We start from the raw sequence: 25,379 nt of genomic DNA, 5'->3' as shown, positions 1-25,379 counted from the left end.
TACGCCGCCCGGCGGAGTCCGCCGAAACCCCCGCCACGGCCCGGCAGGGCGGACGCTTGGTGATCGTCTTCACACCCCCGCGCAACCCGTTGCCCGCCTGCCTGCCCAGTGGATACGGTTACGAAAACGGTTTTCAATCGCAGGAGGCGCGTCGTTGTCCGCCACGAGACAGGCCGCGAGACAGCGGGGGCGACGCCGGCCCCCCGGGGTGCTGGTCGGCGCGCAGCTCTTCCTCGCGCTCGCCATCCTGGCCACCATCGTCATCTCCGCCGCCACCGGCCCGGCCGATGTCGGGGTGGCCGATGCCGTCCGCGTCATCATCGGCCACCTCATCCCCGACGCCCCCTGGATGAGGGACGGTTCGATCACCCGACTCCAGGACCAGACCGTGTGGCAGTTCCGGCTGCCACGCACCCTGCTGGCCGGCCTGGCCGGGGCCGGTCTCGCGCTGGCCGGGGCGCTGATGCAGGCGGCGGTGCGCAATCCGTTGGCTGAGCCCTACGTGCTGGGGGTCTCGGCAGGAGCCAGTGTCGGCGCGGTGTCCGTGATCACCCTGGGCTCGGCCGCCGTGGGTGGGCTCCCGCTCAGCGGTGCGGCGTTCCTCGGCGCGCTTGGCGCGACCGCCGCCGTCTACCTGCTGGCCCGTCAGCAGGGGGTGCTGGCACCGACACGCATGATCCTCGCCGGCGTGGCCCTCGGCTCCCTCCTCAGCGCGGTGACCAGCTACCTGACCCTGACCACCGAGGCCCAGAACGTCTTCAGCGTGCTCTTCTTCCTGCTGGGCAGCGTCTCGGCGGCCACCATGGACCAACTCACGGTCCCGGCCGCGGCGCTCGCCGCGGTCGCGCTCTACGCCCTGGCGAACGCCCGGGCCCTCAACGCCCTGCTGGTCGGCGACGAGAACGCCACCGCCCTGGGCGTCAACGTCAACCGGCTGCGCGGGAACCTGGTGATCGCCGCCTCCCTGCTGACCGGGGCCGTCGTGGCGGTCAGCGGCGGCATCGGTTTCGTCGGTCTCGTCATCCCGCACGCCGCCCGCATCCTTGTCGGCGCCGACCACCGCCGCATGCTGTCCGTCGCCATCCTGGGCGGCGCTCTCTTCCTGATGGCCGCCGACGTGCTCGCGCGTACCGTCGCCGCGCCCACCGAGATCCCCATCGGCATCGTCACCGCCGTGGTGGGCGCTCCCTGCTTCCTCTGGCTGATACGCCAGGGGCGCGCGGCCAGGGCGGGGATGCTGCGATGAGGGTCGACTTCACGGATGTCGCCGTCGCGCCGGGCGGCACGCGCGTCGTGCACGGCGCGACGTTCAGTGTGGCGCCGGGCCAGATCGCCGGTCTCGTGGGCCCCAACGGCAGCGGAAAGTCCACGCTGCTGCGCAGCCTCTACCGGGTGACCAGGCCCGAGTCCGGCACGGTCGGCATCGACGGGCGGGACGTGTGGCGGCTGCCGCCGCGGACCGTGGCGCGGCAGGTCGCCGTCATGACCCAGGAGACCACCGCCGACTTCGACCTCGACGTACTCGATGTCGTGCTCCTCGGCCGCCTGCCCCACCAGCGCGGCTTCGGGGGCGACTCCCCTCGCGACCTGGCACTCGCCGACCGCGCCCTCGCCCGTGTCGGCGCGACCGACCTCGCGGGACGGCCCTTCGCCGGTCTTTCGGGCGGCGAGAAGCAGCGGGTGCTGCTGGCGCGTGCCCTGGTGCAGGAGAGCCAGGTACTGGTGCTCGACGAGCCGACCAACCACCTGGACGTCTCCTTCCAGCTCGAACTCATGCGCATCATCGGCGAGCTGGGACTGACCACGCTCGCCGCACTACACGATCTGAACCTGGCGGCGGCCCACTGCGACGTCGTCGCCGTCATGCGGGCGGGGCGGATCGTCGCCCACGGTCCCCCGGCGGAGGTGTTGACGCCCGAACTGATCCGCGAGGTCTTCGGCGTCCAGGCGCACCTGCTCAGCCACCCGGCGACCGGACGGCCCCTGATCGCCTTCTCCTCCCCGCCATCCCCCGCGTCGCGCACCCCGACGTCCGAGCACTCAGCCAAGGAGCACATGTCATGACCCGCCGCCTCCCCTCCCGGTTCGCCGCCACCGGGACAGCCCTGGCCTCCCTCGGCCTTCTGACGCTGACCGCCTGTGGCTCGGGGGTCACCGAGCCCGAGGCGGACGGCGAGGGCGCCGGCGGCGAGCAGCCGACGGTGCTGACCAACTGCGACCGCGAGGTCGTCCTCCCGGGGGCCCCCGAGGCCATCGTGGGCCTGAGCCCGTCCCAGACGGAGTTGCTGCTGCGCCTGGGTCTTGGCGACCGGATGGTCGGCCAGGCGCAGACCGCCACCGCGCCGCTGCCCGACGACCTGCGGGCCGAGGCCGAGGACATCCCGGTGCTGAGCGAGGACGCGCCGCCGACACGAGAGGTGCTGCTTCAGGCCGCGCCCGACTTCGTGTTCGCGCCCACCGCCTACGAGTTCACCGCCGAGCAGGGCTTCGCCAGCATCGAGCAACTCGACGAGGCCGGCGTGGCCGCCTACATCGCCACCGGCGGGTGCGCGGATCGCCGGATGACCGGCACGGTCGACGACCTCTTCACCGACCTGGAAGCCCTCGGGCGTGCCCTCGGCGTGGCCGAGGCCGCGGCCGGGCTCGCGGAGGAGGCCCGGGCGGAACTGGACGACGTCGCCGCGCGCGTCTCGGACCAGGAACCCGTGACGGTCGCACAGGTCTACGTCGAAGGCAGCACGCTCTCCGCGATCGGCGCCGGCATCGAGTACGACATCATCGCGCGGGCCGGCGGCGAGAACGTCTTCGGGCCGGACGACGCCGCGTTCGCCGACTTCTTCGCCGCCCAGATCAATCCCGAGGTGCTCGCCGAACGCGACCCGGAGGCTCTCGTCTTCACGGTTAACAGCCCCGAGCACGAGCAGGCCACCCGCGACTACCTGACGCGCACCTTCCCCGACCTCGACGCGGTGCGGAACGACCGCCTCGTCGCCATCTCGGCCTCGGACGTCTACCCCGGCACGCTCGGCAACGTCGACGCGGTCACGGACATCGCCGCGGCGCTGTACCCCGAGGCGTTCTGACGCCCGACGCCGTGTCGGCGGCCGCCCGGCGCCTCCGCCGGGCGGCCGCCGACGCTCCCGACCGTGCTTTCAGGACGCGGTGACGGCCAGCACGCGGTTCAGCGCGCTGTCGGGGCGTGCGGTGAGTTCCTCCCAGGTGCCCTCCTCCGCGATGCGGCCGGCCTCGAGGACGGCGATGCGGTCGGCACGGCGGATGGTCGTGTGGCGGTGGGCGATGACGATCGTCGTGCGCTTGCCCGTGGCGAGCGCGGCGGCGAGTCGGGCGTCGCCCTCGTTGTCCAGGTGAGCGGTGGTCTCGTCCAGCACCAGGACGCGCGGCCCGGGCAGCAGGGCACGGGCGAGGGCGATGCGGGCGCGCTGGCCGCCGGAGACGGTGGCGCCGCGCTCCCCCACCAGGGTGTCCAGGGGGGCGATCGCGTCGACACCGCACAGTTTCGCCGTCTCGGCCAGCAGGTGTTCGTCCGCGTCCGGTGCGCCGAGGCGCAGGTTGTCGGCGAGGGTTCCGTGGAAGAGGGGGGCGTCCTGGCCCACCACGGCGACGACGCTTCGGAGTTGGGCATCGGACAGGTCGCGCAGATCGACGGGTTCACCGCCGTCGGGCACCAGGAGGACGGCTCCGGCGATCGGATCCCAGAACCGGGCGAGCAGGTGGGCGCAGGTCGACTTGCCAGCGCCCGAGGCCCCGACCAGGGCCAGCGTCCCTCCCGCGGGGACCGTCAGATCGACGCCGTCCAGCACCGGCCGGCCCCCGTAGTCGAAGCTCACCCCGCACAACCGGACGCCCAGCGGGCCCGGTGGGAGTGTGCGGGGCGCGGCGGGCGGCGGAGCGAGAGCGGGCGCCTTCACCGCGGCGTCGACCCGGGCGGCCGCGCCGCGCAGGCCCATGGCCTGACTCAGCGCCCTGGCCGACTCGGCGACCGGGCCCAGCACCGACAGTGCCAGCGCCATCGCCGCCGGAACCCACGCGCCGTGCAACCTTCCCGAGGTCGCGGACTGGGCCGCGGCGCCCACCACGCCGAGGACGGCGCACACGATGAGCAGGTCACGGACGGCGGCGGCCATGGCCTCCCAGGTGGCCTCGGCCCGCTGCGCCTCGCCCACCCTCCGGCCCTGCTCCGCGAGTTGGCCGCGCCGCTTCGTCAGTCCTCCGAAGGCGAGGAGCTCGCGCAGCCCGTCGACGGTGTCCACGGTGTCGGCCGACAGCTTCGCGGCGGCCGCCCTGGTGCGCGCTCCGCGCACCGCACGGCCCCGCGCGTCGGCGAAGGGGGCTGCGGCGAGCAGGGCGGCGACCGGCCCCACCGCCACCAGCAGCCACGGCTCCACCGTGGCCAGGGTTGCCACGCCGCCGGTGAACACCATGCCCGAGGCGAGAAGTTGGGCGGTGGTGTGGGCGTAGAAGAACTCCAGGGCCTCCACGTCGGACATCGCGGTGGCGGCCAGCTCGCCGCTGCGTTTGCCGGCCACGCGGGCGGGGGCGCCGCGGGCGAGCCCGTCGAAGACCCGCACCCGCAGCTCGGCGAGAACCCGGTAGGCCAGGTCGTGCGAGAGGTCCATCTCGCGCCAGGTCACCAGGGCGCGGACGAGGACGAGGACGACGAGGGCGGCGACGGTGCCGGTCGAAGGGGCGCGTTCCTCCGTGACCGCGGTTCCCACGGTATGCGCGGCCAGTGTCACCAACGTGACCAGTGAGCCCTGCTCGACGACGGCGACGGCACAGGTGCGGGCCATCATGGCCCGGTGCCTGGCGAGCGCGGGCAGCAGGGCGCGCAGCGACCCACGCGCGGGCACGGCGGCCTCGCTCTGCCGGCCGCCCGTGGTGCCGTCCTGGACGGTGGCGCTCATGCGGCGGCTCCTTCGTGGGTACGGCCGGCCGTGACGAGTTTCGCGTAGACGCCGCCGGCCTGGACCAGGGGGGCGTGCTCGCCGACGGCGTCCACCCGGCCACCGTCCAGCACCACGATCCGGTCGGCGTGCCGGGCGGCGGCGAGCCGGTGGGCGACCACGAGGACGGTCCGGCCTCCCGCGGCGGCCAGCAGCTCCCGGACGATGTCCGCCTCGCGGCGTTCGTCGACCGAGCTGGTGGCCTCGTCGAGGACGAGCACCGGGGCATCGGCCAGCAGGGCCCGTGCGAGGGCGAGCCGCTGGCGCTGACCACCGGAGAGGGTGGAGCCGCGTTCGCCGAGGACGGTGGCGTAGCCGGCGGGGAGGACGGCGATCTCGTCGTGGATGCCGGCGGTGCGTGCCGCGCGAACCAACTCGTCGTCCGTGGCCGCCGGTCGGGCCAGGCGCAGATTGTCGGCGATGGTGCCGTGGAACAGGTAGGTCTCCTGGGAGACGACGGCGATGCCCTGCCGGAGCGAGTCGAGCGTGTACTCGGCGACGTCGTGGCCGTCGATCGTGATCCGGCCCTGCCGCGGCTCGCGGTGGCGCAGGAGCAGGGCGACCAGCGTGGACTTGCCGGCGCCCGAAGGGCCGACGATCGCGGTGGTGCGCCCCGCCTCGGCGGTGAAGGTGACGCCGCTGAGGGCCGGGCCCTCCGCGCCGTCGTAGCGGTACGTCACGTCCTCGAAGCACACGGGGGGCGGCACCGGCCAGTCAGCGCGCGCAACTCCCGTGTCGGGCACGGCGGGTTCGGCGGTGCGCAGCGTCGCGAGCCCGTCCGCGGCCGACGCGCCGAGGTACCCGGCGTGCCACTCGCGGGCCAGGTCGCGCACGGGCCGGAAACACTCGGAGGTCAGAAGCAACACCAGGTAGGTGCCGGTCGCCGTGGTCGATCCGGTGACGGCCGACCATCCGGCGAGCAACGCGGCGGCCACGGTGCCGCCCTGGATCGCGAGGTCGGTCAGTCCGGTGTCGACGAGGGAGACGCGGAGCTTGGCGACGGTCGCCCGATGCAGCGCCGCCGAGCGGTCCTCAAGCCGCTTTCTGACGCGCTCGACGGCGCCCGCTGCCCGCAGCACGGGCATGCCCTGCAGGGCCTCGAGGTAGTCGGCGCCCAGCCCCTCGTAGGTGTCCCAGTGTTCCTTGCCACGTTTGGCGAGGAGCCGGTCCCAGGCGCGGGGCGCGACCAGGGCGAACAACAGGGCGGGTATGAGCCCCAGGAGAGCGCTCGGCTGGATGGCGGCCACGGCGGCGAGCAGGAGGGGCGGCACGGCGAGGGTGATGAGGAGCTGGGGCAGGTAGCGGGAGACGTACGCGTCGACGCCCTCCACCCCGTCGACCAGGGTCGTCCGGATGGCCCCGGCGCGCGTGGTGGTCAGGTGCGCGGGCCCGAGCCGTCCGAGGTGGGCGACGAGTTCGTCTCTCAGCCCGACCCTGACCCGTGCCCCGGCGCGGGTGGCCGTGCGCCGCTGCCAGCGGCTCAGGCCCGCTCGGGCGGCGACCACCACCAGCACGGCCCCGAGGAGCAGCGGGAGGCGGTCGGTGTCACCCCGGGCCACGTCGGCGAGGGCGAGCGCCAGGAGCGCGGCCTGCGCGAGGTGGGTCAGGGTGACGGCCCCCTGGAGGAGGGTGGCCACGAGCAGGGTGCGCCGTGCGTGCTGGGTGGCGCGGCGCAGTTCGGGGTGGACGATCACAAGGTTCCCTCCTCAGGGTGGGTCGTGCCGAGGGCCAGGCCGTGGACGATCCAGTCCCTGCCCGGGGCGGCGCCGAGTGCGGCGCCCAGGTCCGCCTGCTGCCAGGAGCCGACGGGGCGGCTGGCCACCCCCAGTCGGCCGGCCGCCACGTGGGCAAGGCCGACGGCGAAGCCGGCTCGCAGATGCGCCCGGCGGATCCGCGGTGCGTCAGCGTCCGCCGGGCAGCCGTATCCGAGGAGGACGGCGCCCGCTTCGGCTATCCATCCCTGGCCCGCGGCCCAGGCGGCGAGCGTCGGCCGTGCCTCCCCCGAGGCGAGCCGTCGCGGGGTGCCGTCGGGCGCCAACTCGACGAGTTCGGGCCGCGGTTCGCCGACGGCCGCGCACCAGGCGACCTCGCCTGCGCTCGCGTCGACAGCGGTGGCGAGTACCGCCCGCAGCACGTCCCGCGGCGGGGTGCCCTTCAGCGGCGGCTTGGCGCTGCGACGGGCCAGCAGCTCTCGCGGAGTGGGCGCGTCCGCGCCCCGGCGCGCTCCCCCGGGCGGCGGGAAGTGCAGTGCGGCGAGCGGGCGTTCGGTGAACCCATCGAGGTGGAGCGCGGGCGGGGCTGCGCCGAGCGCACGGGCCGCGAGCCACAGTGCGGCGGCGGCGTGTCCGGTGTCCAGCAGCACCAGGGGCCAGGCGCGGTGGCCGTAGTGGGAGGCCGTGCGCCGCGCGGTGACGGAGAGCTCGACGGTCGCGCCGGGCAGGGCGTCGTCGGGTGCGGGAGCGAGCAGGTGAACGCGGTGGCGCAGCGGATCGTAGCCGTAGCGTCCGGACGGCAGGGGGCAGTCGGTTCCCATCACAAGCTGGGCGTCGACCGGGTGGAGGCCGCCCGCTGACGGGGCCGGTCGCAGCCGTCCGGCGCCGTCCTGGGCGGCCAGCGAGAGGCGGAGCAGCCACCAGAGGTCCAGCTCTCCGGGACCGGCCTGCGGCAGGCAGTGCGCGGGTCCCGGCCAGTCGGGGACGGCGGACGTGGTGGGCGTGTCCGGGCCCGGCCGCTCGGCGGAGCGAGCGCGGGCGAGGGCTGTGACGAGGTTCACCGGGCTGCCCTCACATGTGGGGAGGAGGAGCGAGCGTGAAGTCCTCCGGGGCGCTGGGCGCGGTCGTACGCCAACCCCGGCCCGTGGCGGCCTTGGCAAGGCGCGGACAGCCGAAGTAGCCGAAGGCGGCGGGTGCGTTGGGGATGAGCCCGGAGACGAGGACCCGGGCCACGCGCAGCGGCGTCTCGGCCACGTCCTCGGTGGTGAGGTCGAACGTCATGACGCGGTGGCCGCCGTCGTGGAGCGCGCGCTCAAGTCGCTCCCGGCTGCCGCGTTCGACCGCTTCGACGGGCACGACGCCCTGCGCGGGCTCGGTGAACCGCCGGGCCTCGGGCGCCATCCGCTCGTCCAGCCACACCTGCACGTGCGCGCCCAGGTCCCGTACCCGGGAGAAGTCTTCACCGCACGCGTCGAGGTAGCGTCGGTCGTCGCGGTGGTCCAGGTAGAGCCCGCGGGCGAGCAGCCCGGCCTCGACGGCCTGGAAGACCCAGCCGTCGGACTCGACGAGGCCCTGCGTGAAGATCCAGGTGTGGACGGCCTCAAGCAGGGCCTTGCGGGCGGCCTCGGCCGGGTCGTACTTGCAGGCGAAGCCGGCCGCGTGGAGGCCAAGTCGGCGGTCGTGAACGAGCGCGCCCACGCAGGGGGCGAACTCCGAGGGCATCTCGACGAGACGGACGTCGAGCTCTGATCCGGCGAGGTCGTCGGCGAGGCCGGGCACACTGGCCGGGTCGATGCCACGGGTCGGTCCGTCGAGGTGCCACCACAGTTCGAGCGCGTCGCGTTCGACGATCTCCAGCAGACCGCGCTCGACGGCGTCGTCGAACCCCTGCCCCGTGGCGATCCCCGCGTAATTGAGGTGGTGAGTGCGGGGCAGCGAACACAGCTCGCCCTGGCGCCAGTTGAGATGGGTGAGCGCGACGGGGGCCCAGACCTCGGCCGTCTCCCCGCCGGGCAGCCGTTCCTCGCCGCGCGTCCACAGACACGGGGTGTCCGGCGTCAGGGGACGGTAGGGGAACTTCTCGCGGGCGTACTGCCAGTCGGCGTAGGCCGGCAGCTCCTCGGGTCCGTACAGCCGCAGGCCCTTCGCGGTCAGCTCGGCGGCCGTGGCGCGCAGCGGCGCGGCCGGGTGGCCGGGTGGCGGCACCCGGTTGCCGCAGTACCGCTCGATTCCCTCGGCTATGGCGGCTGTTCTGGCGCCCTCGGGGTCGCCGAAGGTGGTGCCGAGCGACACCCGGTCGGCGGGCCACAGGCCGAGCCTGCGGGCGTCGGCGATCTCGGCGGTGAGGGCGGTGTAGCGGGGCGGTGCGCCCACGGGGTGCTCGACGGGCTTGACCTTGCGGACGATGCCGCACACGGGGTCGACGAGAGCTTCCAGGGGCAGCGCCGTCATCGCAGGATCTCCTGTACGGGATCGATGGGTTCGGGACGGGACGTGAGCACGGGCAGCCGCAGCGCCACGCCGTCGGCCTCGACCCCGCGCCGGGAGGCGCGCAGGTGGATGGCCGTGACCGAGTCGTCGCCGGTGTGGGGGTTGCGGGCGTGGGCCGGGAAGTGGTGCCCGGCGATCTCCAGGCGGAGTCGGGTGCCCGCGGGGAGCCGCCGCGCGAGCCGGCCGAGCGCGACGGTGAACTCGGCGACCCGTCCCGGAGGATCCGCGCGTCGGACGACGCCGACGGCCAACCGCTCGGCCGTGCCCTCGGGGTTGATCGCGGCGAGCCGGGCGAACCAGTCGGCGGACGGCGTGTCGGCGGTGGCCCGGATCCGCACCTCGGCGGGGCCGATGACGTCCAGCGGGCTCCGCAGCGGCGCGGTGACGAGCAGACAGCGGTCGGGCGCGCCGTCGCGGGGGACGGCCAATGTCCCGGAGGAAACCGGGCGGTCAGGGTCGGCCGTGAACGAGGCTCCGCGCAGCACTGTGATGTCGGGGGTGTACGGCTCGCCCTCGGTGTTGGCGGGCACCCACAGCGGGCTGCCGCCCACCGCGACCGCACCGTGGCGCCCGTGCCGTAGTGCCCCGCCAAGCGCGCGGCCGGCCCAGCGCGCGTAGAGGTCGCCGAGAGGCACCCGGTGCGCCGAGTCGGCGTCGGGCCCGGGTTCGGCGACGAGGCCGTGCCCCCAGGGTCCCGTCAGCAGTCGCGCCGAGGGCCCGCCCCAGCCGTGCCACAGCGCGAAGGTCTCCTCGGCGAAGTGATCGTGGTGGCCGCCCACCGCGAGCAGGGGCGTCTCGGCCTGCCTCGCCCGTGCGCCGGTCCGGCCACGCTCGCGCTCCCGCCACAGGCCCGGCCAGGACGGCAGACCGCGACCGAGTCTCGCGGGGAGGTCACTCACCGGCAGGTGCGCGAGCAGTCGGGGGTCGGCGGCGAGGGCGGTCTCCAGTGCCTCCTCGTCGGAGTCCCGCCGGTCGCCGTGCGCCGCCCACCATCCGGCACGGGCCGACAGCCGCTCCACGCCCGAGGGTTCGCGAGCCGTCTCGGCGGCGCCCAGTGCGGGCACGGCGGCGATGACGGCGTCGGGGCGGGCGTCGCCGGGTGCCTCCAGCGCGAGGGCGAGGGCGCAGTGTGCGGCGTAGGAGGCGCCCACCGCCACCAACCGTCCGTCGCTCCAGGGCTGTCGCCTGATCCAGCGGGCGGTCGCCGCTCCGTCGGCGGCCTCGTTCTCGTACGGCTGCCACGTCCCCGCCGAGGAGTGCCGGCCCCGCACGTCCTGGGCGAGTGCGGCGTATCCGCGCCGGGCCCACCCGCGCAGCTCGGCGTGGTACCGCCGCCGGTCGTAGGGGGTGCGGATGAGGACGGCGGGGAAGGGGCCTTCGCCGTCCGGGAGTCGGATGTCGGTGGCCAGTCCCTCGACGGCCACGGTGAGCGGCGTCACCCCACCCTCTCGGGCATCGGGGCGATGTCGGGGACGGGCAGCACGGGGTGCTCGGTGACGGTCAGCGTCCGCAGGTCGACACGGCGGAGCCGGCGCCGGGCGGGCAGCCCGCCGGTGTCGGGGGCGTCGGTGGCCCATCGGGTGAGGTCGTCGGCGAGTATCGCGGCGAGCAACCCCGCCGCTGGAGCGGAGAGGTGGATGGCGGCGCCGGACGTGCGAGGGCCGCTCCAGTAGGCGGCCAGCTCGCGGTGTGCGGGCGTGGCGGCGAGTCGACGGGCACGGACGTGGGCCGAGGTGACATCGCCGGCAGCCGCGGCGAGGGGCTCCACGTATGCCTGCCAGCCCTCGCGGTGACAGCGCAGCCAGGCGATGCCGCGCTCGGGCAGCCGGTCGGCGACGTCCCACAACCCCTCGGGCACGGGCCCGTCGACGCACCAGACCACGGCGGCGGGGCGCCCGTCGACCGCCGCGTCGGGCTCCGTCGAGCGCGGCGCGGCACCTTCGGCCCGCAGGTACGCGGCCAGCGGCTCGGTCAGCACGGGGTCGCCCACCAGCCGAACGTCCCTCCGTTCGGCGGGCCAGTCCGTGCGCCGCGGACCTTCCGAGAGATAGCTGGCGTCCTCGAAGGCCCTGACCAGGCGGTCGAGTTCGGCGGTCGGCTCGCCCGTCGCCGCCCCGGAGAGTCGCGCCAGCAGCGCGCCGTGGTCCGCCTCGCCCGTCCGAACTCTGAGGAACTCCCCGTCGGCCGTGCGGACGGCGAGACCGTCCCCGGGGACGGCGACGACCTCGACACCGGGTGCGAGCTGGCTGCGGGACACGTCAGGTCTCCTGTCGGGTTGGACCTCGGAGAGGGGTGTGGGCCCGCCAGGAAGGCGGCCGGCGGGCCCACGGTCAGGGGCGCTGGCCCCCTGGTTGGTTACTCGCCGTCTTCCTCGAAGGGGTTCTCGACGAGCGCGTTGGAGTGCGAGGCCGAGTCGTGAGCCAGCTGGCCCGGGTCGGCGATCGGCGCGAAGACCCGCTCGTCGTCCATCTCGTGGTTCATGAACTCTCCTTTTTCGCAGGGGAGGTACGGCGGTCGGATGAACGCCGCACAGGAGAGGCTAAAGAATATGATTATCATTTACTAGCCCCGGGAGAGTGATCCAGGCAACACACGGCGAGGAGGCCCTGATGACGGACGGTCCGCTGCTGCTCGTCTCCGACCACGTAGGGGGATTCGTCCATGTGCTGACCGTGCCGGACGGCATCGAGGCCGGCCGCCTCACCCAACGCCACATCTCCGAGCACGCCGGGTTCCTGGCGCTGCCGGGCGGACGCACCGCCTGCGTCGACGACCGCAGGGGCGAACTGCTGGTGCTCGCCCCGTTCGGCCGCGAGCTGGTGGAGGCCGCGGTTCCGGTCGCCGTGCCGGCCGAACACCTCGCCGTCGACCCGTCCGGCCGCTGGGTCGCCGTCACGACGGGCCTGGGGAGAAACGACAAGCCGTGGTCGGATCTCCTGACGGTCGTCGACCTCGTCACGGGAGACGCGGCCCGGGTGCGCACCCGGGTGGGCGAGCCAGGAGTGACCGTACTGGGCGGAGGAGATCCCCTCGTCGTCCTGCGCCACAGGGAACCCGGCGCCCTGGCCGTCCACCGGTTCGCCGACCTGCTCGGGGCACCGCCCGGCTGCCCGCCGGCCACCCCCCGCGCGCACCTCCCGCTGCCGGACGATGGGCACGGGGACGCCCAGGCCCCGGACCGCGGCGAGGTGTTCGCGGCCGTCGGCGAGGGGGTGCACCGGGCACGCCGCGACGGCGACGCGCTCGTCGCAGGGCCGGTGATCCCCTGGGGTTCGCCCGCCCGGGGTTGGTATCTGCGGCTCGACCCGCGGCGGCGGGCGCTGTGGTCGACGCTTCGGGGCGGCCACCCGGACCCGCTGCGGTGGCCGGAGTGGACGAACCAGGCGTGGCGCCACGAACTGGAGACAGCACGAACGACCGTGACCGACCTCGGGCCGGGACTGGTCTTCCGGCTGGCCCTCGCGAAGGACCACACCGCCTTCACCCGCGTCCATCCGGACGGCGACGAACTGATCCTGCTGGACGCCGAGGGCGCGACCGCCCACCGCCTCCCCCTCCCGGCCATGGACGGCGCGCCCCGTCGCGGCGGCACCCCCTGGGAAGGCGTCCAACGCCGTGCGGTGGCGGCGTCACCGGGCGCGGACTGGGTCGCCGTCACCCGCGGTGGCCACGGCGAGGTTCACCTCTTCGACGCCGGGACAGGCACTGAGGCGGCCCGCTTCAAGCTGGACACGCCCCTGCATCACGGCGGCCACGCGACGCTGCGCACGCGAACCGACCAGGCCGAAGGCGACCCCGTGGGCCGCTAGCGTACCGGCCCACGGGGTTGTTTCCGCGAGTGATGGGCGCGGCTCCGGGCTACCGGATCGCGACCAGGACGTGGCTCTCGCCGAACTGCCAGACCGAGCTGACGTGGGCGAAGCCGGCCTGCCGCAGGAGCGCGACGTGCCGGGAGAGCGTCAGCCTGTTGTCGTTGCCGCCCGTGGACAGGCGTCGGCTTCGCTCCCTGAACAGGTCGGCCAGTTCCGGGTCACGTGCCGCCGCCGCCCACCAGGACGCCCAGTCCTCGTGACGATGGGCGCGCGACCGCTCCGCTCTGCGCCGCCCCACGTGGGCCACGAGCTCGGTGAACGGCTCATCGTCCAGCGGCAGGTGGTCGCCGTTGATCAGGGCGCCGCCCGGGCGGAGCAGCGCCGCGAGCTCGCGGTAGGTCCGCCGGAGTACCGGCTTGGCGAGGTAGTGCAGTGCCGTGGTGGAAACGGCGGCGTCCAGGGGGCGGTCCACGCCCAGGGCGGCGGTCCAGCCGTCCTCGCCGATCACCGTGTCCACGAAGCGTGCCGCGTCCGCGTGGCGGGCCCGGCCGAGTTCGAGGAGCAGCGGGTCCATGTCCACGGCCACGATGTCCGCGTGGGGCAGCCGGGCGGCCAGCCGGGCGGCCAACGAGCCCGGGCCGCAGCCGAGATCGACGATCAGCGGGGTCGACCGGCCGGCCGTCACGTGGTCGATCACGTCGGCGATCACGGTGAACCGTTCCTCGCGGTCGACGGCGTACCGCTGCTGCTGGCGTTCCCAGCGCTCCACCCACAGCCCGGCCGTCGCCATGCTCACGCCCATTCCGTCGCGCCACCTCCACCGTTCCGCGCCAACTCCGACTCAGCTTAATGGAAATGATTGCCATGAACGAATCGGGAAGGGATCAGTCGTCGAGTGTGGCGAGGACGGACAGCAGTCGCTCGATCTCCTCGGGACTGTTGTAGACGTGGACGCTGACGCGCACGGCGCCGTCCTTCTCCTCGGTCCCGTCCGCACCGGCCTGGCAGAGGCTGTCGGCCCGCACCATGAAGCCGCGGTCGAACAGGATGAAGCCGAGGTCGTCTGAGGGGATCTCGCGGTGCCGAAAGGTCACGATGCCTTCGCGGCGCCGAACGTCCGCGTCGGCGGGCAGGCTGCGCTGGCAGCCCAGGACCGTGTAGGGCGACAGGTGGCGTAGTCCGTCGGTCAGCTGGGCCGCCAGGGCGCGGTTCCATCGCGCGACGCGGTCCGTCCCCGCGGCGTGCAGCCAGTCGAGAGCCGCTTCGACGCTGGCGATGCCCACGGTGTTCGGCGTCCCGCTCCAGCCGCCGGGACGGAACTCCGGGCCACGCTCCCCGCGGCACCACACGGCGCCCGAGCCCGGCAGGGCCAGCGCCTTGTGTCCGGAGAAGACCACGAAGTCCACGTCGAGGTCGGACACCGACACGGGCAGGTGGCCGACGCTCTGAGCGGCGTCCAGACAGATCACCACCTCGGGCCCCACCGCCTCGCGCAGCCGATGGATGTCCATGTCCGCGCCGTAGACGTGGTGGACGTGCGTGGCGGCGACGAAGCGGGTCCGCGGGCCGACCATCTCGGCCAGCGCCACATGGTCGTAGTCGCCGGAGACGGCCTGGCGGGGCAGGGCGCGGACGTGGATGCCAACGCCCTGGCGGCCGAGCAGCCGCTGGGCCTCCAGCCAGGGCGAGAGGTTCGCCTGGTGGTCGGCGAAGGGGACGATGATCTCGTCACCGTCGGTGAGCCAGGTGGTGAGCCAGTCGAGCGCGACGGCCCGCAGTCCCTCGCTGGTCCCGCTCACGAAGTGGACGGTGGACGCCCCCGGTGCCCGGTCGCCCAGGAAGCCCTTGACGCGGCTCCTGGTCCGCTCCACAAGGGCCGTCGTCCGGTTGGCCCACGGGTAGGCACCCCGCCCCGCGTTGGCGTTGCTCGTGGTGAGGTAGGCGTGGACGGCGTCCAGCACGGCCCGTGGCTTCTGCGAGGTGGCGGCGCTGTCGAGGAAGACCAGCTCGGGATGACGGGTGATGATGGGGAACTCGGCGCGCAACGCCTCGTGCCAGGCCCGCAGCTCCGCCGTGTCCCTGGCGAACTCGGGTATGCCTTCCGACGTCGGGGCGAGCATCGTCAGTCCCGCACCAGGGGCGCTCCGGCGTCCCGCCATGCGACGATGCCGCCGGCGAGGCTACGCGCGTCCGAGTGGCCCATGCGGGTCAGCAGCGCGGCGTACCTGGCGGACTTCTCGCCGACCGGACACGCCAGCAGCACGGGTTGTCGTCTGCTGAAGGGCAGGCCGCCGCGCACGAGTTCGTCGAAGAGGTCGTCCACGATGTTGATCGATCCCTCGATGTGCAGCGTGGCGTACGCACGTGGGCCCCGCAGGTCGACCACCAGGGGCCGCTCGCTCTCGATCCACGTTCGCGCCTGTGCCGTGTCGATGGCCGTGGCCGACCGGATCTCGGCCTCGGTCACGGTGGCCACGGAGTTCCGCCGCGGCGGTCGGCCGAGCAGGTCGGGACGCCGCTGCCGGACGTAGCCGAGATAGCTCTCCACCCGGTCGCAGACGATGAAGACGGCGGACCTGCGCTCCGTCAGCTCCGCGTCCAGCGCTCGCAGGTGGCGCACGGTGCCCAGGTAGGCGGCGCCACCGGTCGGCCCGGCGAGCAGCCCGCAGCGGCGGATCAGGGTCACCATGCCGTCGATGGCGTCGTCCGCGCTGACCGACTCGATCGTGTCGTAGGTGTCCGGGGAGAACAGGCCGACGTGCCGCACCTCGTCAAGCGTGCGGATCCCCGGGATGAAGTCCGAGGCCTCGGCCACCAGGCCCACCACCCGCACGGTCGGGTCGTGCTCGCGCAGCACCCTGGCGACGCCCGTGGAGGAGCCGGCCGTGCCGACACAGGCGAAGAACCAGTCCGGCGCCCGGCCGTCGAGGTCCTTGACGATCTCCGGGCCCGTGCCCGCCATATGGGCCTGGGTGTTACGCGGGTTGTAGTACTGATCGGTGTGCAGGTACCGGCTGTCGTCCTCGGCGAGGGCGTGGTGGAACCGGGTGAGCGGATCGTCCGTGTCGGTCGGGTCGAGGCATTCGCTCTGGCCGGGCAGTTCCTCGATCTCGGCTCCCAGCAGCAGGAGCAGCTCCTTGATCTCCGGGATCCGCATCCGGTTGGTGACGCTCCTGAACGCGAGACCGTGCATGCTGGCCAGGACGGCCAGGGCCTTCGCGGTGTTCCCGCTGGAGAGCTCCACGATCTGGGCGCCCCGCTCGGTGGCGGCCGACAGACCCGGCCGCACCATGTTCCAGGCGGCCCGGTCCTTGACCGAGCCGAAGGGGTTGAGCATCTCCAACTTGGCGTACAGATCGATGTTGCGCAGGCCGTGCACGGCCGGGTCGATGCGGACCAGCGGGGTGTTGCCGATGGCCTCGGTGATGCTGTCATACCTCATGTCCGTCCCCCGGGAAGCGTGACCGGCCAGTACCGTTCGTCCAGGCACCACTGCCAGGAGTCGCCGCCCCGCGCCACGGCGACCGTGCGGGCGACGGGCTGGCGCTGGGCCTGGTGGGCGTGGAAGTCCATGCAGTACCCGGCGGTGTTCGCGAAGGCCAGCAGGTCGCCGGGGCACGGCAGCCGGGGCAGGTAGACCATGCGCCGGGTGATCAGGTCGCCTTCCAGGCACAGGTTCCCGACGAGGTAGGCCCCCACCGGCCCCGCGTCCCCCCGCACGCCGGCGCGCGGTACGAGCACGGGGTCGACGAGGATGCCGTGCTCCTCCAGGCTGACGTCACCGGCGTTCATGCCGAGGCGCACCAGATGGTCGCCGCCGTCCGTGCGGCGCACGTCCAGGACCCTGGCCAGCGAGAGACCGCACTGGTCCACCAGCGACCGCCCGGGCTCGGCGTACAGGTCGTACAGGTGCTCAAGCAGCAGGGTGCCGAGCGGGCGGCCGAGCGTGGGCCCGGGAAGCGAGAGGAGTTCGTCGAGATACCGGGCGCCCACGGCCGTGCGGTGCGCCGGATACAGCGCCGACGCCCCGCGCAGGGTGCCCCCCTCGCTCCACAGGCCGTAGCCGTGGCCGCGCCAGGTCAGCGCCGGGCGTGCGCCCAGCACCGCGCTCGCCAACTCATTGGTGTAACGCTCCCACTGGCCGGCGTCGGCGACGTAACTCGCGCCGAAGCCGCCGCCGACGTCGATGACGCGCGGCTCGAGCCCTCGAAGCCGGCACTCGTCAAGGACCCCGACACAGCTCTCCAGCGCCAGGGCCTTCTCGGCGAGACTGGTGGTGTCGAGGTGGTAAGCGACGCCGATCAGTTCGACGGCCTCTCCGAGCCGCTCGACGACGTCCAGCAGGGCGTCCGTCTCCCGCACGGGCGAGCCGAAGCGGCTGCGCCGGGAGCGGACCCTGACGCCCGTCGACTCGAACTCCGACAGCCGCAACAGGATCCGAACCCGGGGCAGCGCGTGGGCACGCACCAGACTCGCCAGAGTCTCCAGCTCGGCGCGCGCGTCGACGCTGACGGTCACCCCGGCGCGGGCCGCCAGCCACAGGAACTCCGGATCCTTCGGCCCGGTGGCCAGGATCCGGCCCGGGGAGAACCCCGCCCCCAGCGCGTGCTGTAACTCGCCGAGCGAGGCCACGTCGATCCCCGCGTCCCCGGCCGCGAGCCGCCGCACCAGGGCGCTCGACCGGTTCGCCTTGTGGGCGAAGAACAGCTGGCCGCCGAGATGGTGCTTCCGGTAGACGGCGCGGAAGCGCTCGGCGTTCTCCGCGATGCCGTCCGGCAGCACCACGTTGAGCGGGGATCCCAGGGCGTCGACAAGGGAGTGCAGGAACGACGCGGACTCAAGCAGTGTGCTGAGCGATGCCTCAAGGCGAGGCTCGATATACAGGGGCGTGCTCACTGCTGCTCCTCCCCACGCACTGCCCGTCACGGAGCTCCGCGGTGGGGAGCACCAAGCCGGCTCCCCGTGCTCACTCGAACAACTGGTCGCCGGAATTAGCACTTCCCCGCCACATGTCCCTTTACGCCCGCCCTGGGCGAGGTCCGGTCAGTGGTCGTCCCAGTGCCCCTCGTGGGCCGCGTGCCGGTGGCCGTCGTGCACGTAGTCGGTGTGGTCTCCGTGGGGCACGGCGACGTGCCCGCAGTCGGAGCCGTGCTGGTGGACGTGGTCCTCGTGAACCGCGTGCTGGACGTCGCCGCACTCGTCCACGTGGTCCTCGTGGAGCCGGTGCAGATGCCCGTCGTGCGCGTAGTCCGTGTGGTCCCGGTGCGGCACGGCGACGTGCCCGCAACCTTCGCCGTGAACGTGCGGGTGATCGGCGTGCGTGCGGTGGGTGGCGGTCGTCATGGCACTGCCCCTCTCGATCGGCGGAGCTCCCGGAACCGCCAGAGTAAGGCGTCTCGCCCACTTTGCGGGCATATTTAGGGGTTTCGTCCAGGTCTTGCGCCAGTCCGGTTACCCACCGTCGCGGCCGCGGACGGGCGGACTCGTACGCCCCGGGGCCGTCGCGCCGGTCAGGCGAGCGGGGTGGCGGGGACGGCGAGGTCGTACAGGCCGAGTTCCGGGGGGCCGAGTGGCCGCGCCCGGAGCCCCGCGACTTCCGACTCCGCTCGCAGTGTCGTCTCGTTGAGGAGATGCCAGGGGTAGCTCACCGTCCGCTCGGCCACCTGCCGGCCGTCGTGGAGGGTGCGGTAGGTCATGTGCCAGGTCAGGGTGGTGTCGCCGGCGGGTTCCGCGCGGGCCCAGCCCTCGTAGCGGCGGCGTCCCACGTGGGCCGTGGCGGCCAGGGTCTCGGGGACCGCGACGGGTTGGGTCGGCGGTTGGAGGTTCAGCAGGGCACGCCCGCCGGGAGCGAGGCGGGTGGCCAACAGGCGCCAGAGGGCCCGGCGTTCCACCGGTGGGAAGTGGCCAATGACGTTGAGGGCGGCGATCACCAGGCCGAGCCGGTCGGGCAGTTCGGCCGCTGGGAGGGGTTCCGGCAGGACGGTGCCCCGGGGCGCAGCGCGTCGCGGGTGGCGAGCCTGGCCAGGAGGGCCGCGCGCAGGCCTGGGGACGGTTCGACGGCGATGATCTCCGTGTCGGGCAGGGTGTCGCCGAGCAGCAGCGTGCCCCGGCCGCTGCCGGCGCCGATGTCCAGGGCGGGTCCGATGGCGGGGTCGGTGTCGCGGATCGCCTCGGCGAGGACGGGGCCCGTGGCGTCCCAGAAGGGGGCGATGAGGAGGTTGAGGTACTCGGCGGAGGCGGCGTAGGCGTCGGTCGCGTCGGTCATGGGGTTCCTACCCTCGATGAGGTCAGGTCGAGGGAGTGGACGAGCGGATCGCCGCGAAGCGCCTCCGCGACGGGCCCGGGGTCGAGGACGTCGGCGGCGAAGTGGGCGCCGGGGGGTGTCCGGTCGGCCAGGACGGCGTTGGCGGCGAGGGCGGCCGTGAGGCCGCTGACGTGGTAGGGGTCGCCGATGCGCAGGGTGAGCGAGCGGCCGACCCCCTGGCCGGCGCGGGCCTGGAAGGTCAGCACGTAGTAGGGGGCGCGGTCGCGCAGGTCGGCGCTGGCCGCGGCGGCCAGCGCGGCGGCGTGCTCGGGGAGGTACCGGGGGGCGTCGGCCCAGGCGAGGGGGTGACCTCGTGCGCGCACCGCTCCCGGAACGCGGCCCAGGTGGCGGCGTCCACGGCGTGCTGCCGGCTGCCCATCAGCCGGGGCCGCGCCTGCCTCGGGTCGGCGACCAGCGGCAGGGCCGGCGGCCGCGGCAGGTCGTCGAGCCGGTCCCACCACCAGTCGCGGTCGCTCTCCCAGGCGTCGGTGTCCGGAAGGCCGGCCACCGAGGTCACATCGTCGCCGTAGTCGATCTCCAGTGGCGGCAGCACCGCGTTCCAGTCGGAGACCAGCGCGAACAGGTCCCGGTACAGGACGTTGGAGGACCAGCCGTCGATGATCAGCAGGCTCACGGCGGCGTGCAGCCGGGCACGGTCCTCGGGCAGCAGCGTCAGCCGCATCGCGATCCCTGGCCCCTTGGCCGGGTCAGGTCCTGTGGTCGACATCTCGGCGCGGATCGCGGCGACGGCGGCCTCGGCCGCCTGCGGCGCCGCGTCGCGGAGGTCGGTCACCGTCAGCGGCGGCACGGCACCGGGCGCGTCCTCCGGCAGGATGTGCTGCCGGCCATCCGGCAACACCCGTGCGTGCAGGGTCGGTTGGCGACGCCCCAGGCGTTCGATGGCGTCCCGAAGCGCCTCCGGTGCCTCATCCGGGTCGACGTCGGTCAGCCCGATGTCGACATAGTGGTGCGCCCGAGGCGTAGGAGAGCTCCCAGCCGTCCTGCTGGCCGACGAAGTAGCCCTGCTGAAGTGGCAACAGTGGGAACGGCGCATGCGGATCGGACCGTTTGGTCACCTCGACCGGCACGGCGCGCCCTTCGGCGGTGCCCGCCCGGCGGCGGGCGACCAGGTCGGCCAACTCGGCGAGGGTGATCTCCACCCGGACGTCGGAGAGCGCGAGCACGACGCCGAGGGTCCGGCGCACCAGGGCGGACATGCGCACCGCGAGCACGGAGTCGCCGCCGAGGCTGAGGAAGGCCCGGTTTTCGGGCACCTCGTCCGGGGAGAGGGCGAGCAGTTCGGCCCAGATGCCGGGAGCGCGGCGTGGAGGTCGCGGTCCGGCGCGGCGACCGGGGTTGATGGGGGCATGGTTCTCACTCGTGCGTCTGGTGGTTCGCTGCGGGCTGGGTCAGTGCGGGCTGGGTGCTCGGGACCCGGGCGACGAAGAGGCGCTGGCCCAGTGGGGCCAGCGGATGGTCGGGCGCTGGCAGGTCGGACAACGGCCGGTAGCCGGCCTCGGCCAGCACGGCCGACCACTCGGTGTCGGTGAGGAAGATCTGGTCGGTGCCGGCCCGGATGTCGCTGGTGCCGGGGCGCGGCGCGCCGTCCCGGGGCGACATCAGGAACTGCATCGATGTCATGGCCTGGTAGTGCTCGCGGCAGGGCTCGATCACCACGAGCAGCCCGCCGGGCGCCAGCAGCCGGCGCAGCCTGATCAACGTGGCGTCGATGTGGAGGGCGTTGTGCAGCACGTTGGCGGCCACCACGACGTCGGCGGCGCCGGGCGGCACTCTGGGGGTTGGGCGAGTTCGGCGTTGATGTCGAGGAGCCCGTAGCGCAGCCGGTCGCCGAAGCGCCGTCTCGCCGCGTCCAGGAAGTACCGGGAGACGGAGGTTCTGGTCGTGGGTGACCAGCAGGAGGGCGCCGCAACCTGGACACCTTAAAAGAAAATGGTTTTCATGCTATCCTCCGGGCCGCCCGCTCTCCCCGCCTCGGAAGGCCCCTCCCGTGCACGTCCCCAGAGCCACCATCCCTACACTCGCCCTGCTCGTGGCCGGTTCGCTGCTCACCACCGGCTGCTTCGCCGGCTCCGACGCGGGCACCGCGACCGGCGACGACGGCGCGGACGGCGGCCGGATCGCGATCGCCATGATGCAGCCGCCGCGTTCGGGCCTCTCCCCGTTGAGCGACGACGCCTTCAAGCTGTCCCGCTGGGGCGCCGCCGAGACCATGGTGCGGCTCGACGAGGCCGGCGACCCCCAGCCGGCGCTCGCCACCGCCTGGGAGCAGACCTCCGACACCACCTGGGAGTTCACCGTCCGAGACGGGGTGACGTTCCACGACGGCACCGAGCTCACCGCCGAGGTCGCGGCCGCGGCGCTCACCGCCGCCACCGAGGCATCGCCCAAGCCGCGCATCCTCGACGGCGTCGACCTGACCGTCGCCACGCGGGGCGACACCGTCACCGTCGCCACCGCCGAGCCCGACCCCCTCGTCCCACAGCGGCTGTCCTCGCCGCAGTTGGTGATCCTCTCCCCCGCCGCCTACACCGACGGCCGGGTCAACCCGGTGGGCACCGGCACCGGCCCGTTCGAGCTGGTGCGGGTCGACGGCACCACCGCGGCCACGCTCGACCGGTTCGACGACTACTGGGGCGGGCGAGCCCAGGCCCCCGGGCTCGACGTGACGTTCGTACCGGACGGCGCGGCCCGCGCCGCCGCGCTGCGCACCGGCGAGGCCCACATCGTGGAGTCGATACCCGTCTCGCAGGCCGCCCTGCTGGAGCCCGAGACCATCACCGAGGTGCCCATGCCGCGCACCAACACCCTCTACCTCAACACCGAGTCGGGCCCCTTCAGTGACCCGTCGCTACGGGCGGCGGCGCGCGAGGCGATCGACGCCGCCGAACTGGTGTCGGGGGTGTACGAGGGGCGCGCCGACCAGGCGGAGGGGCTGCTCGGCCCGGCGATCCCGTGGAGCGCCGACCGGGAGCCCCGCGAGAATCCCACGCCCTCCGGGGACCCGGCCGGAGCACGGATCCGTCTCGCCACCTTCTCCGACCGCGCCGAGCTGCCCGAGGTCGCCTCGGTCCTCCAACAGCAGCTGGAAGCCGCCGGCTTCCAGGTCGAACAGGAGGTACGCGAGTACGCACACATCGAAGAGGACGCGCTCAACGGCGAGTTCGACGCGTTCATCCTCTCCCGCGCCACGGTGCTCGACTCCGGCGACCCGGTGGCCTACCTCTACAGCGACTTCGCCTGCGACGGCTCGTTCAACATCTCCCAGCTGTGCGATCCGGCCGTGGACGAGGCGCTCGACGAGGCCGCGGCCGCGCCCAGCGGCCCGGAGCGGCGAGCCGCGGTACTGCGCGCCGAGGCGGCGGTCCTGGCCACCGACGCGGCCATCCCGATGCTGCACGAGCGGGTCATCCAGGGCGACGCGGCAAGCGTGGTCGACTCGGTCAAGGACCCGCGCGAACGCGAACTGATCGGCCTGGAGACCCGACTCCGATGAGAACGCGAACGATCGCCGCCCGGGCCGTGGCGCTGGGCGGCGTGCTCGTCCTGGTCGGGCTGCTGCCCTGGCTGTCCGGGCGCGACCCGGCACTGTCCCTGCTGCGCGCCAGATCAGCCGAACAGGAGCCGACCGAGGAGGCGTTGGCCGCCATCCGCGACCAACTCGGGCTCGCCTCGGGACCGCTGGCCCACCTGGCCGGCTGGTTCGCCGACCTGGCGCGCGCCGACCTGGGCACCTCCTGGGTGTCGGGCGCCGAGGTGCTGCCCTCGGTCCTCACCGGCCTCGGCGTCTCGCTCACCCTGATGGGCGCCGCCCTCCTGGTGGCACTGCTGGTGGCCGCCGCCCTCTGCCTGCCGGCGCTGGCGCGCGGGGCACGCGGAGTGCCGCCGGCTGGCGCCGGCGTCGGCGGCGGCGCGGCGTCGCTGACCGCGCTGCCCGAGTTCCTGCTGGCCACCCTGCTGATGCTGGGGCTCGCGGTGTGGCTCGACTGGCTGCCGCCCTACGGCTGGACCGGTCCGGAACACCTGGTGCTGCCCGCGCTGGCGCTCGGCGTGCCGGCCGGCGGGCTGCTCGGCCGGCTGGTCGGCGACGCGCTGCCGGCCGTCTACCGGGAGCGGTGGGTCGGGCTGTGGCTCGCGTCCGGCTGCTCGCCCTCCCGAGTGGCGCGGGCCGCGCTGCGGCGCACCCTGCCGGCGGTGCTGCCGCAGTTCGGTCTCGTGGCCGTCGGTCTCACCGGCGGCGCCGTGGCCGTGGAGTCGGTCTTCGCGGTGCCGGGCATCGGCCGGACCGCGCTGGGCGCGGCCGAGTCGCAGGACCTGCCGCTGCTCCAGGGCTCGGTACTGGCCCTGGTCCTGCTGGGCACGGCGGCCGGGACACTGGCCGCCGGTGCACGGCGGTGGCTGCTCGGCCCCGCCCTGCGGGACGCCGCCCTCCAGCTCCCGCCGGCGCCGGCCACCACGCCCAGCCGTGCCGCGCTCGCCGCGACCGCGGCCTGCGGCGTGACACTGCTCGCGGCGATCGGCTGGGGGCTGACGCTCGACCCCCTCACCGTCGACACCGCCGCCCGGCTCGCCGGGCCGTCCTGGGCACATCCCCTGGGCACCGACGCGCTGGGCCGGGACGTGCTGGCGCGCGTCGGGCACGGCGCGGCTGCCACCGTGGGCGTGGCGGCGCTGATCGCGACCGCGTCCTACCTGGTGGCCGTCGCCCTCGGCTTCCTGCCGTCCGTCACGGCCGGCGCGGCCGAGGTCGCCAACGCCGTTCCCCCGGTGATCTCCGGCATCCTCGTCGCCGCCGCGGCCGGCCCCAGCGTGGCGGGCGCCTCCCTCGCGGTGGCCCTGGTGTCCTGGCCGCCGCTGGCCACCCATGCCGCCGCCCTCGTACAGGAGACCCGAGCCGCCGCGCACCTCACCGCCCAGCGTGCCATCGGCTCGACACCCCGCTGGATCCTGCTCCGCCACGTGCTGCCCGCCGTCGCCGGCCCGGTGGCACGGCACGCCGTGCTCCGCCTGCCGGGGATCTGCCTCGCCCTGGCCTCACTCGGCTTCCTCGGCCTCGGCGCACGACCGCCGGCGCCCGAGTGGGGCCTGACGCTGTCCGAGTCCCTGCCCTACGTGGAACGAGCGCCGCTCGCCGCCCTGGCCCCGGCCGGCATGCTCGCCCTCCTCGCGGCACTCGCCGTCACCCTGGCGACCCTCGTTCCCGCACTCGCCGCCGGTCGACGCCGGCCCGGCCTCGACCGGGCCACCCGGAACGAGGCGGTGCCGGCATGAACCCCGCACCCGAATCCGGGGAACCACCGCTGCTGGCCGTCCGCGACCTGTCGCTGACCCTCGCCACCGGCCGCCGGGCGACCCCGCTCCTGACCGGCGTGTCGTTCGACCTGGCGGCCGGCGAACCCCTCGGGATCGTCGGGGCGTCCGGCGCCGGCAAGTCGCTCCTCGCCCGCGCGCTCCTCGGTCTCGCCCCGTCGGGAGCGCGGGTCACCGGCAGCGCCCTGCTGTCCGGTCGGCAGCTGATCGGCGCCGGCCGGCGCACGCACCAGGACCTGTGGGGCCGCCGGATGGCGTTCGTGCCACAGGACGCGCTGGCCGTCCTCAACCCCGTCTACACCGTCGGAGACCAACTCGCCGCCGCCATCAGGTCGGTGCGGGGCCTCGGCCGGCGGGAGGCGCAACGGGTCGCCGTGGCCGCCCTCGACCGGGTCGGCATCGCCGACGCGCGGCGCCGGGCACGGTCCTACCCGCACGAGTTCTCCGGCGGGATGCGGCAACGCGCCGTCATCGCCATGGCCCTGGTGAACGAACCCCGCCTCGTCGTCGCCGACGAACCCACCACCGCCCTGGACCCCACCGTGCAGCGCCACGTCCTCACGCTGCTCGACACGCTACGTGAGGCGACCGGCGCCGCCCTGCTGCTGATCAGCCACGACCTGCCGGTGGTCGCCGAACGCGCCAGCCGGATGCTGGTGTTGGACCGCGGCCGGGTCGCCGAGCACGGCCCCACGGAAGAGGTCCTCACCACGCCACGCGCCGCCACCACCCGACGCCTGGTGGCGGCGACGCGTCCCCGGCCCCGACC

At 74.1% G+C, this 25,379-nt stretch carries 25 protein-coding genes; 7 read left to right on the top strand and 18 right to left on the bottom strand.

Annotated elements, in window-relative coordinates:
- Positions 1-154 precede the first annotated feature (154 nt).
- The 3 genes from E1265_RS09800 to E1265_RS09790 are packed head-to-tail and all read left to right on the top strand — an operon-like array spanning position 155 to position 3,083.
- Positions 155-1,246: an iron ABC transporter permease gene (locus E1265_RS09800; RefSeq protein WP_207931027.1), complete on the top strand. Its 1,092-nt coding sequence runs from the start codon at positions 155-157 to the stop codon at positions 1,244-1,246.
- Positions 1,243-2,064, top strand: a complete 822-nt coding sequence (locus E1265_RS09795; RefSeq protein ID WP_132929864.1) for an ABC transporter ATP-binding protein — start codon at positions 1,243-1,245, stop codon at positions 2,062-2,064. The genes E1265_RS09800 and E1265_RS09795 overlap by 4 nt, the downstream gene beginning before the upstream one ends.
- Complete coding sequence (locus E1265_RS09790) at positions 2,061-3,083, top strand: ABC transporter substrate-binding protein (protein ID WP_132929863.1); 1,023 nt, start codon at positions 2,061-2,063, stop codon at positions 3,081-3,083. The genes E1265_RS09795 and E1265_RS09790 overlap by 4 nt, the downstream gene beginning before the upstream one ends.
- 69 nt (positions 3,084-3,152) lie before the next feature.
- Here the strand turns inward: E1265_RS09790 and E1265_RS09785 are convergent, their stop codons facing one another.
- The 7 genes from E1265_RS09785 to amiA all read right to left on the bottom strand — a co-directional run bounded on the left by E1265_RS09785 (position 3,153) and on the right by amiA (position 11,635).
- Positions 3,153-4,925 (bottom strand): ABC transporter ATP-binding protein, encoded by a 1,773-nt coding sequence (locus E1265_RS09785; protein ID WP_132929862.1) that lies wholly within the window; start codon positions 4,923-4,925, stop codon positions 3,153-3,155.
- Positions 4,922-6,658, bottom strand: a complete 1,737-nt coding sequence (locus E1265_RS09780; protein ID WP_132929861.1) for an ATP-binding cassette domain-containing protein — start codon at positions 6,656-6,658, stop codon at positions 4,922-4,924. The genes E1265_RS09785 and E1265_RS09780 overlap by 4 nt, the downstream gene beginning before the upstream one ends.
- On the bottom strand, positions 6,655-7,737 hold the full coding sequence (locus E1265_RS09775) for a SagB/ThcOx family dehydrogenase (RefSeq protein ID WP_132929860.1): 1,083 nt from the start codon (positions 7,735-7,737) through the stop codon (positions 6,655-6,657). The genes E1265_RS09780 and E1265_RS09775 overlap by 4 nt, the downstream gene beginning before the upstream one ends.
- Before the next feature lie 10 nt (positions 7,738-7,747).
- Entirely contained in the window at positions 7,748-9,127 is a 1,380-nt protein-coding gene (locus tag E1265_RS09770; RefSeq protein WP_132929859.1) for a YcaO-like family protein, read from the bottom strand.
- Positions 9,124-10,605 (bottom strand): CocE/NonD family hydrolase, encoded by a 1,482-nt coding sequence (locus E1265_RS09765; protein ID WP_243740645.1) that lies wholly within the window; start codon positions 10,603-10,605, stop codon positions 9,124-9,126. The genes E1265_RS09770 and E1265_RS09765 overlap by 4 nt, the downstream gene beginning before the upstream one ends.
- A complete protein-coding gene (locus E1265_RS38800) occupies positions 10,602-11,423 on the bottom strand; it encodes a hypothetical protein (RefSeq protein ID WP_243740644.1) in 822 nt (273 codons plus the stop codon). The genes E1265_RS09765 and E1265_RS38800 overlap by 4 nt, the downstream gene beginning before the upstream one ends.
- Before the next feature lie 98 nt (positions 11,424-11,521).
- Positions 11,522-11,635 (bottom strand): streptamidine family RiPP, encoded by a 114-nt coding sequence (amiA, locus tag E1265_RS38795; protein WP_243740649.1) that lies wholly within the window; start codon positions 11,633-11,635, stop codon positions 11,522-11,524.
- 140 nt (positions 11,636-11,775) lie between these two features.
- Between amiA and E1265_RS09760 the strand changes: the two genes are divergently transcribed.
- The gene (locus tag E1265_RS09760) at positions 11,776-12,975 is read left to right on the top strand and encodes a hypothetical protein (RefSeq protein ID WP_132929875.1); all 1,200 of its coding nucleotides are present in this window, start codon (positions 11,776-11,778) and stop codon (positions 12,973-12,975) included.
- Positions 12,976-13,024: 49 nt separating this feature from the next.
- On the opposite strand, the gene E1265_RS09755 is transcribed toward E1265_RS09760, so the two are convergent.
- The 11 genes from E1265_RS09755 to E1265_RS09710 form a co-directional block, all read right to left on the bottom strand.
- Positions 13,025-13,780, bottom strand: a complete 756-nt coding sequence (locus E1265_RS09755; RefSeq protein WP_132929857.1) for a class I SAM-dependent methyltransferase — start codon at positions 13,778-13,780, stop codon at positions 13,025-13,027.
- An 82-nt stretch (positions 13,781-13,862) separates the two neighbouring features.
- Positions 13,863-15,098: an aminotransferase class V-fold PLP-dependent enzyme gene (locus tag E1265_RS09750; protein ID WP_243740643.1), complete on the bottom strand. Its 1,236-nt coding sequence runs from the start codon at positions 15,096-15,098 to the stop codon at positions 13,863-13,865.
- Between the two features lie 2 nt (positions 15,099-15,100).
- Positions 15,101-16,420 (bottom strand): pyridoxal-phosphate dependent enzyme, encoded by a 1,320-nt coding sequence (locus E1265_RS09745; protein ID WP_132929855.1) that lies wholly within the window; start codon positions 16,418-16,420, stop codon positions 15,101-15,103.
- On the bottom strand, positions 16,417-17,874 hold the full coding sequence (locus E1265_RS09740) for a Y4yA family PLP-dependent enzyme (protein WP_132929854.1): 1,458 nt from the start codon (positions 17,872-17,874) through the stop codon (positions 16,417-16,419). The genes E1265_RS09745 and E1265_RS09740 overlap by 4 nt, the downstream gene beginning before the upstream one ends.
- A 147-nt stretch (positions 17,875-18,021) precedes the next feature.
- The gene (locus tag E1265_RS09735) at positions 18,022-18,321 is read right to left on the bottom strand and encodes a hypothetical protein (RefSeq protein WP_132929853.1); all 300 of its coding nucleotides are present in this window, start codon (positions 18,319-18,321) and stop codon (positions 18,022-18,024) included.
- A gap of 167 nt (positions 18,322-18,488) precedes the next feature.
- On the bottom strand, positions 18,489-18,908 hold the full coding sequence (locus E1265_RS09730) for a hypothetical protein (protein ID WP_132929852.1): 420 nt from the start codon (positions 18,906-18,908) through the stop codon (positions 18,489-18,491).
- Entirely contained in the window at positions 18,905-19,243 is a 339-nt protein-coding gene (locus tag E1265_RS09725; RefSeq protein WP_132929851.1) for a class I SAM-dependent methyltransferase, read from the bottom strand. Before E1265_RS09725 ends, E1265_RS09730 begins: the two co-directional genes overlap by 4 nt.
- Positions 19,240-19,488, bottom strand: coding sequence for a hypothetical protein (locus E1265_RS09720; protein ID WP_132929850.1), 249 nt, complete (start codon positions 19,486-19,488; stop codon positions 19,240-19,242). The genes E1265_RS09725 and E1265_RS09720 overlap by 4 nt, the downstream gene beginning before the upstream one ends.
- The gene (locus E1265_RS37945; protein WP_243740648.1) at positions 19,482-20,231 is read right to left on the bottom strand and encodes a condensation domain-containing protein; all 750 of its coding nucleotides are present in this window, start codon (positions 20,229-20,231) and stop codon (positions 19,482-19,484) included. The genes E1265_RS09720 and E1265_RS37945 overlap by 7 nt, the downstream gene beginning before the upstream one ends.
- Positions 20,209-20,580: an acyl carrier protein gene (locus E1265_RS37940; protein WP_279571419.1), complete on the bottom strand. Its 372-nt coding sequence runs from the start codon at positions 20,578-20,580 to the stop codon at positions 20,209-20,211. Before E1265_RS37940 ends, E1265_RS37945 begins: the two co-directional genes overlap by 23 nt.
- 76 nt (positions 20,581-20,656) lie before the next feature.
- Positions 20,657-21,196: a methyltransferase domain-containing protein gene (locus tag E1265_RS09710; protein WP_347877171.1), complete on the bottom strand. Its 540-nt coding sequence runs from the start codon at positions 21,194-21,196 to the stop codon at positions 20,657-20,659.
- Positions 21,197-21,290: 94 nt separating this feature from the next.
- On the opposite strand from E1265_RS09710, the gene E1265_RS09705 reads away from it, so the two are divergent.
- The 3 genes from E1265_RS09705 to E1265_RS09695 all read left to right on the top strand — a co-directional run.
- Complete coding sequence (locus E1265_RS09705) at positions 21,291-22,796, top strand: ABC transporter substrate-binding protein (RefSeq protein WP_207931025.1); 1,506 nt, start codon at positions 21,291-21,293, stop codon at positions 22,794-22,796.
- A complete protein-coding gene (locus E1265_RS09700; protein WP_132929848.1) occupies positions 22,793-24,571 on the top strand; it encodes an ABC transporter permease subunit in 1,779 nt (592 codons plus the stop codon). Before E1265_RS09705 ends, E1265_RS09700 begins: the two co-directional genes overlap by 4 nt.
- The coding region (locus E1265_RS09695; RefSeq protein WP_132929847.1) for an ABC transporter ATP-binding protein at positions 24,568-25,379 on the top strand (812 nt) is incomplete at its 3' end. The genes E1265_RS09700 and E1265_RS09695, both read left to right, overlap by 4 nt.

Source organism: Streptomyces sp. 8K308 (genome assembly GCF_004348315.1).
Lineage (GTDB): Bacteria > Actinomycetota > Actinomycetes > Streptomycetales > Streptomycetaceae > Streptomyces.
This window is presented reverse-complemented; position numbering and strand designations above follow the sequence as displayed.

Excerpts from the sequence above, each read along its gene's own strand:
- E1265_RS09785 (WP_132929862.1), bottom strand. The coding sequence starts at position 4,925 with ATGAGCGCCACCGTCCAGGACGGCACCACGGGCGGCCGGCAGAGCGAG.
- E1265_RS09735 (WP_132929853.1), bottom strand. The coding sequence starts at position 18,321 with ATGACGACCGCCACCCACCGCACGCACGCCGATCACCCGCACGTTCAC.
- E1265_RS09725 (WP_132929851.1), bottom strand. The coding sequence starts at position 19,243 with ATGACCGACGCGACCGACGCCTACGCCGCCTCCGCCGAGTACCTCAAC.
- E1265_RS09760 (WP_132929875.1), top strand. The coding sequence starts at position 11,776 with ATGACGGACGGTCCGCTGCTGCTCGTCTCCGACCACGTAGGGGGATTC.
- E1265_RS09700 (WP_132929848.1), top strand. The coding sequence starts at position 22,793 with ATGAGAACGCGAACGATCGCCGCCCGGGCCGTGGCGCTGGGCGGCGTG.
- E1265_RS09770 (WP_132929859.1), bottom strand. The coding sequence starts at position 9,127 with ATGACGGCGCTGCCCCTGGAAGCTCTCGTCGACCCCGTGTGCGGCATC.
- amiA (WP_243740649.1), bottom strand. The coding sequence starts at position 11,635 with ATGGACGACGAGCGGGTCTTCGCGCCGATCGCCGACCCGGGCCAGCTG.
- E1265_RS09795 (WP_132929864.1), top strand. The coding sequence starts at position 1,243 with ATGAGGGTCGACTTCACGGATGTCGCCGTCGCGCCGGGCGGCACGCGC.
- E1265_RS09750 (WP_243740643.1), bottom strand. The coding sequence starts at position 15,098 with ATGCTCGCCCCGACGTCGGAAGGCATACCCGAGTTCGCCAGGGACACG.
- E1265_RS09790 (WP_132929863.1), top strand. The coding sequence starts at position 2,061 with ATGACCCGCCGCCTCCCCTCCCGGTTCGCCGCCACCGGGACAGCCCTG.
- E1265_RS09755 (WP_132929857.1), bottom strand. The coding sequence starts at position 13,780 with ATGGGCGTGAGCATGGCGACGGCCGGGCTGTGGGTGGAGCGCTGGGAA.
- E1265_RS09745 (WP_132929855.1), bottom strand. The coding sequence starts at position 16,420 with ATGAGGTATGACAGCATCACCGAGGCCATCGGCAACACCCCGCTGGTC.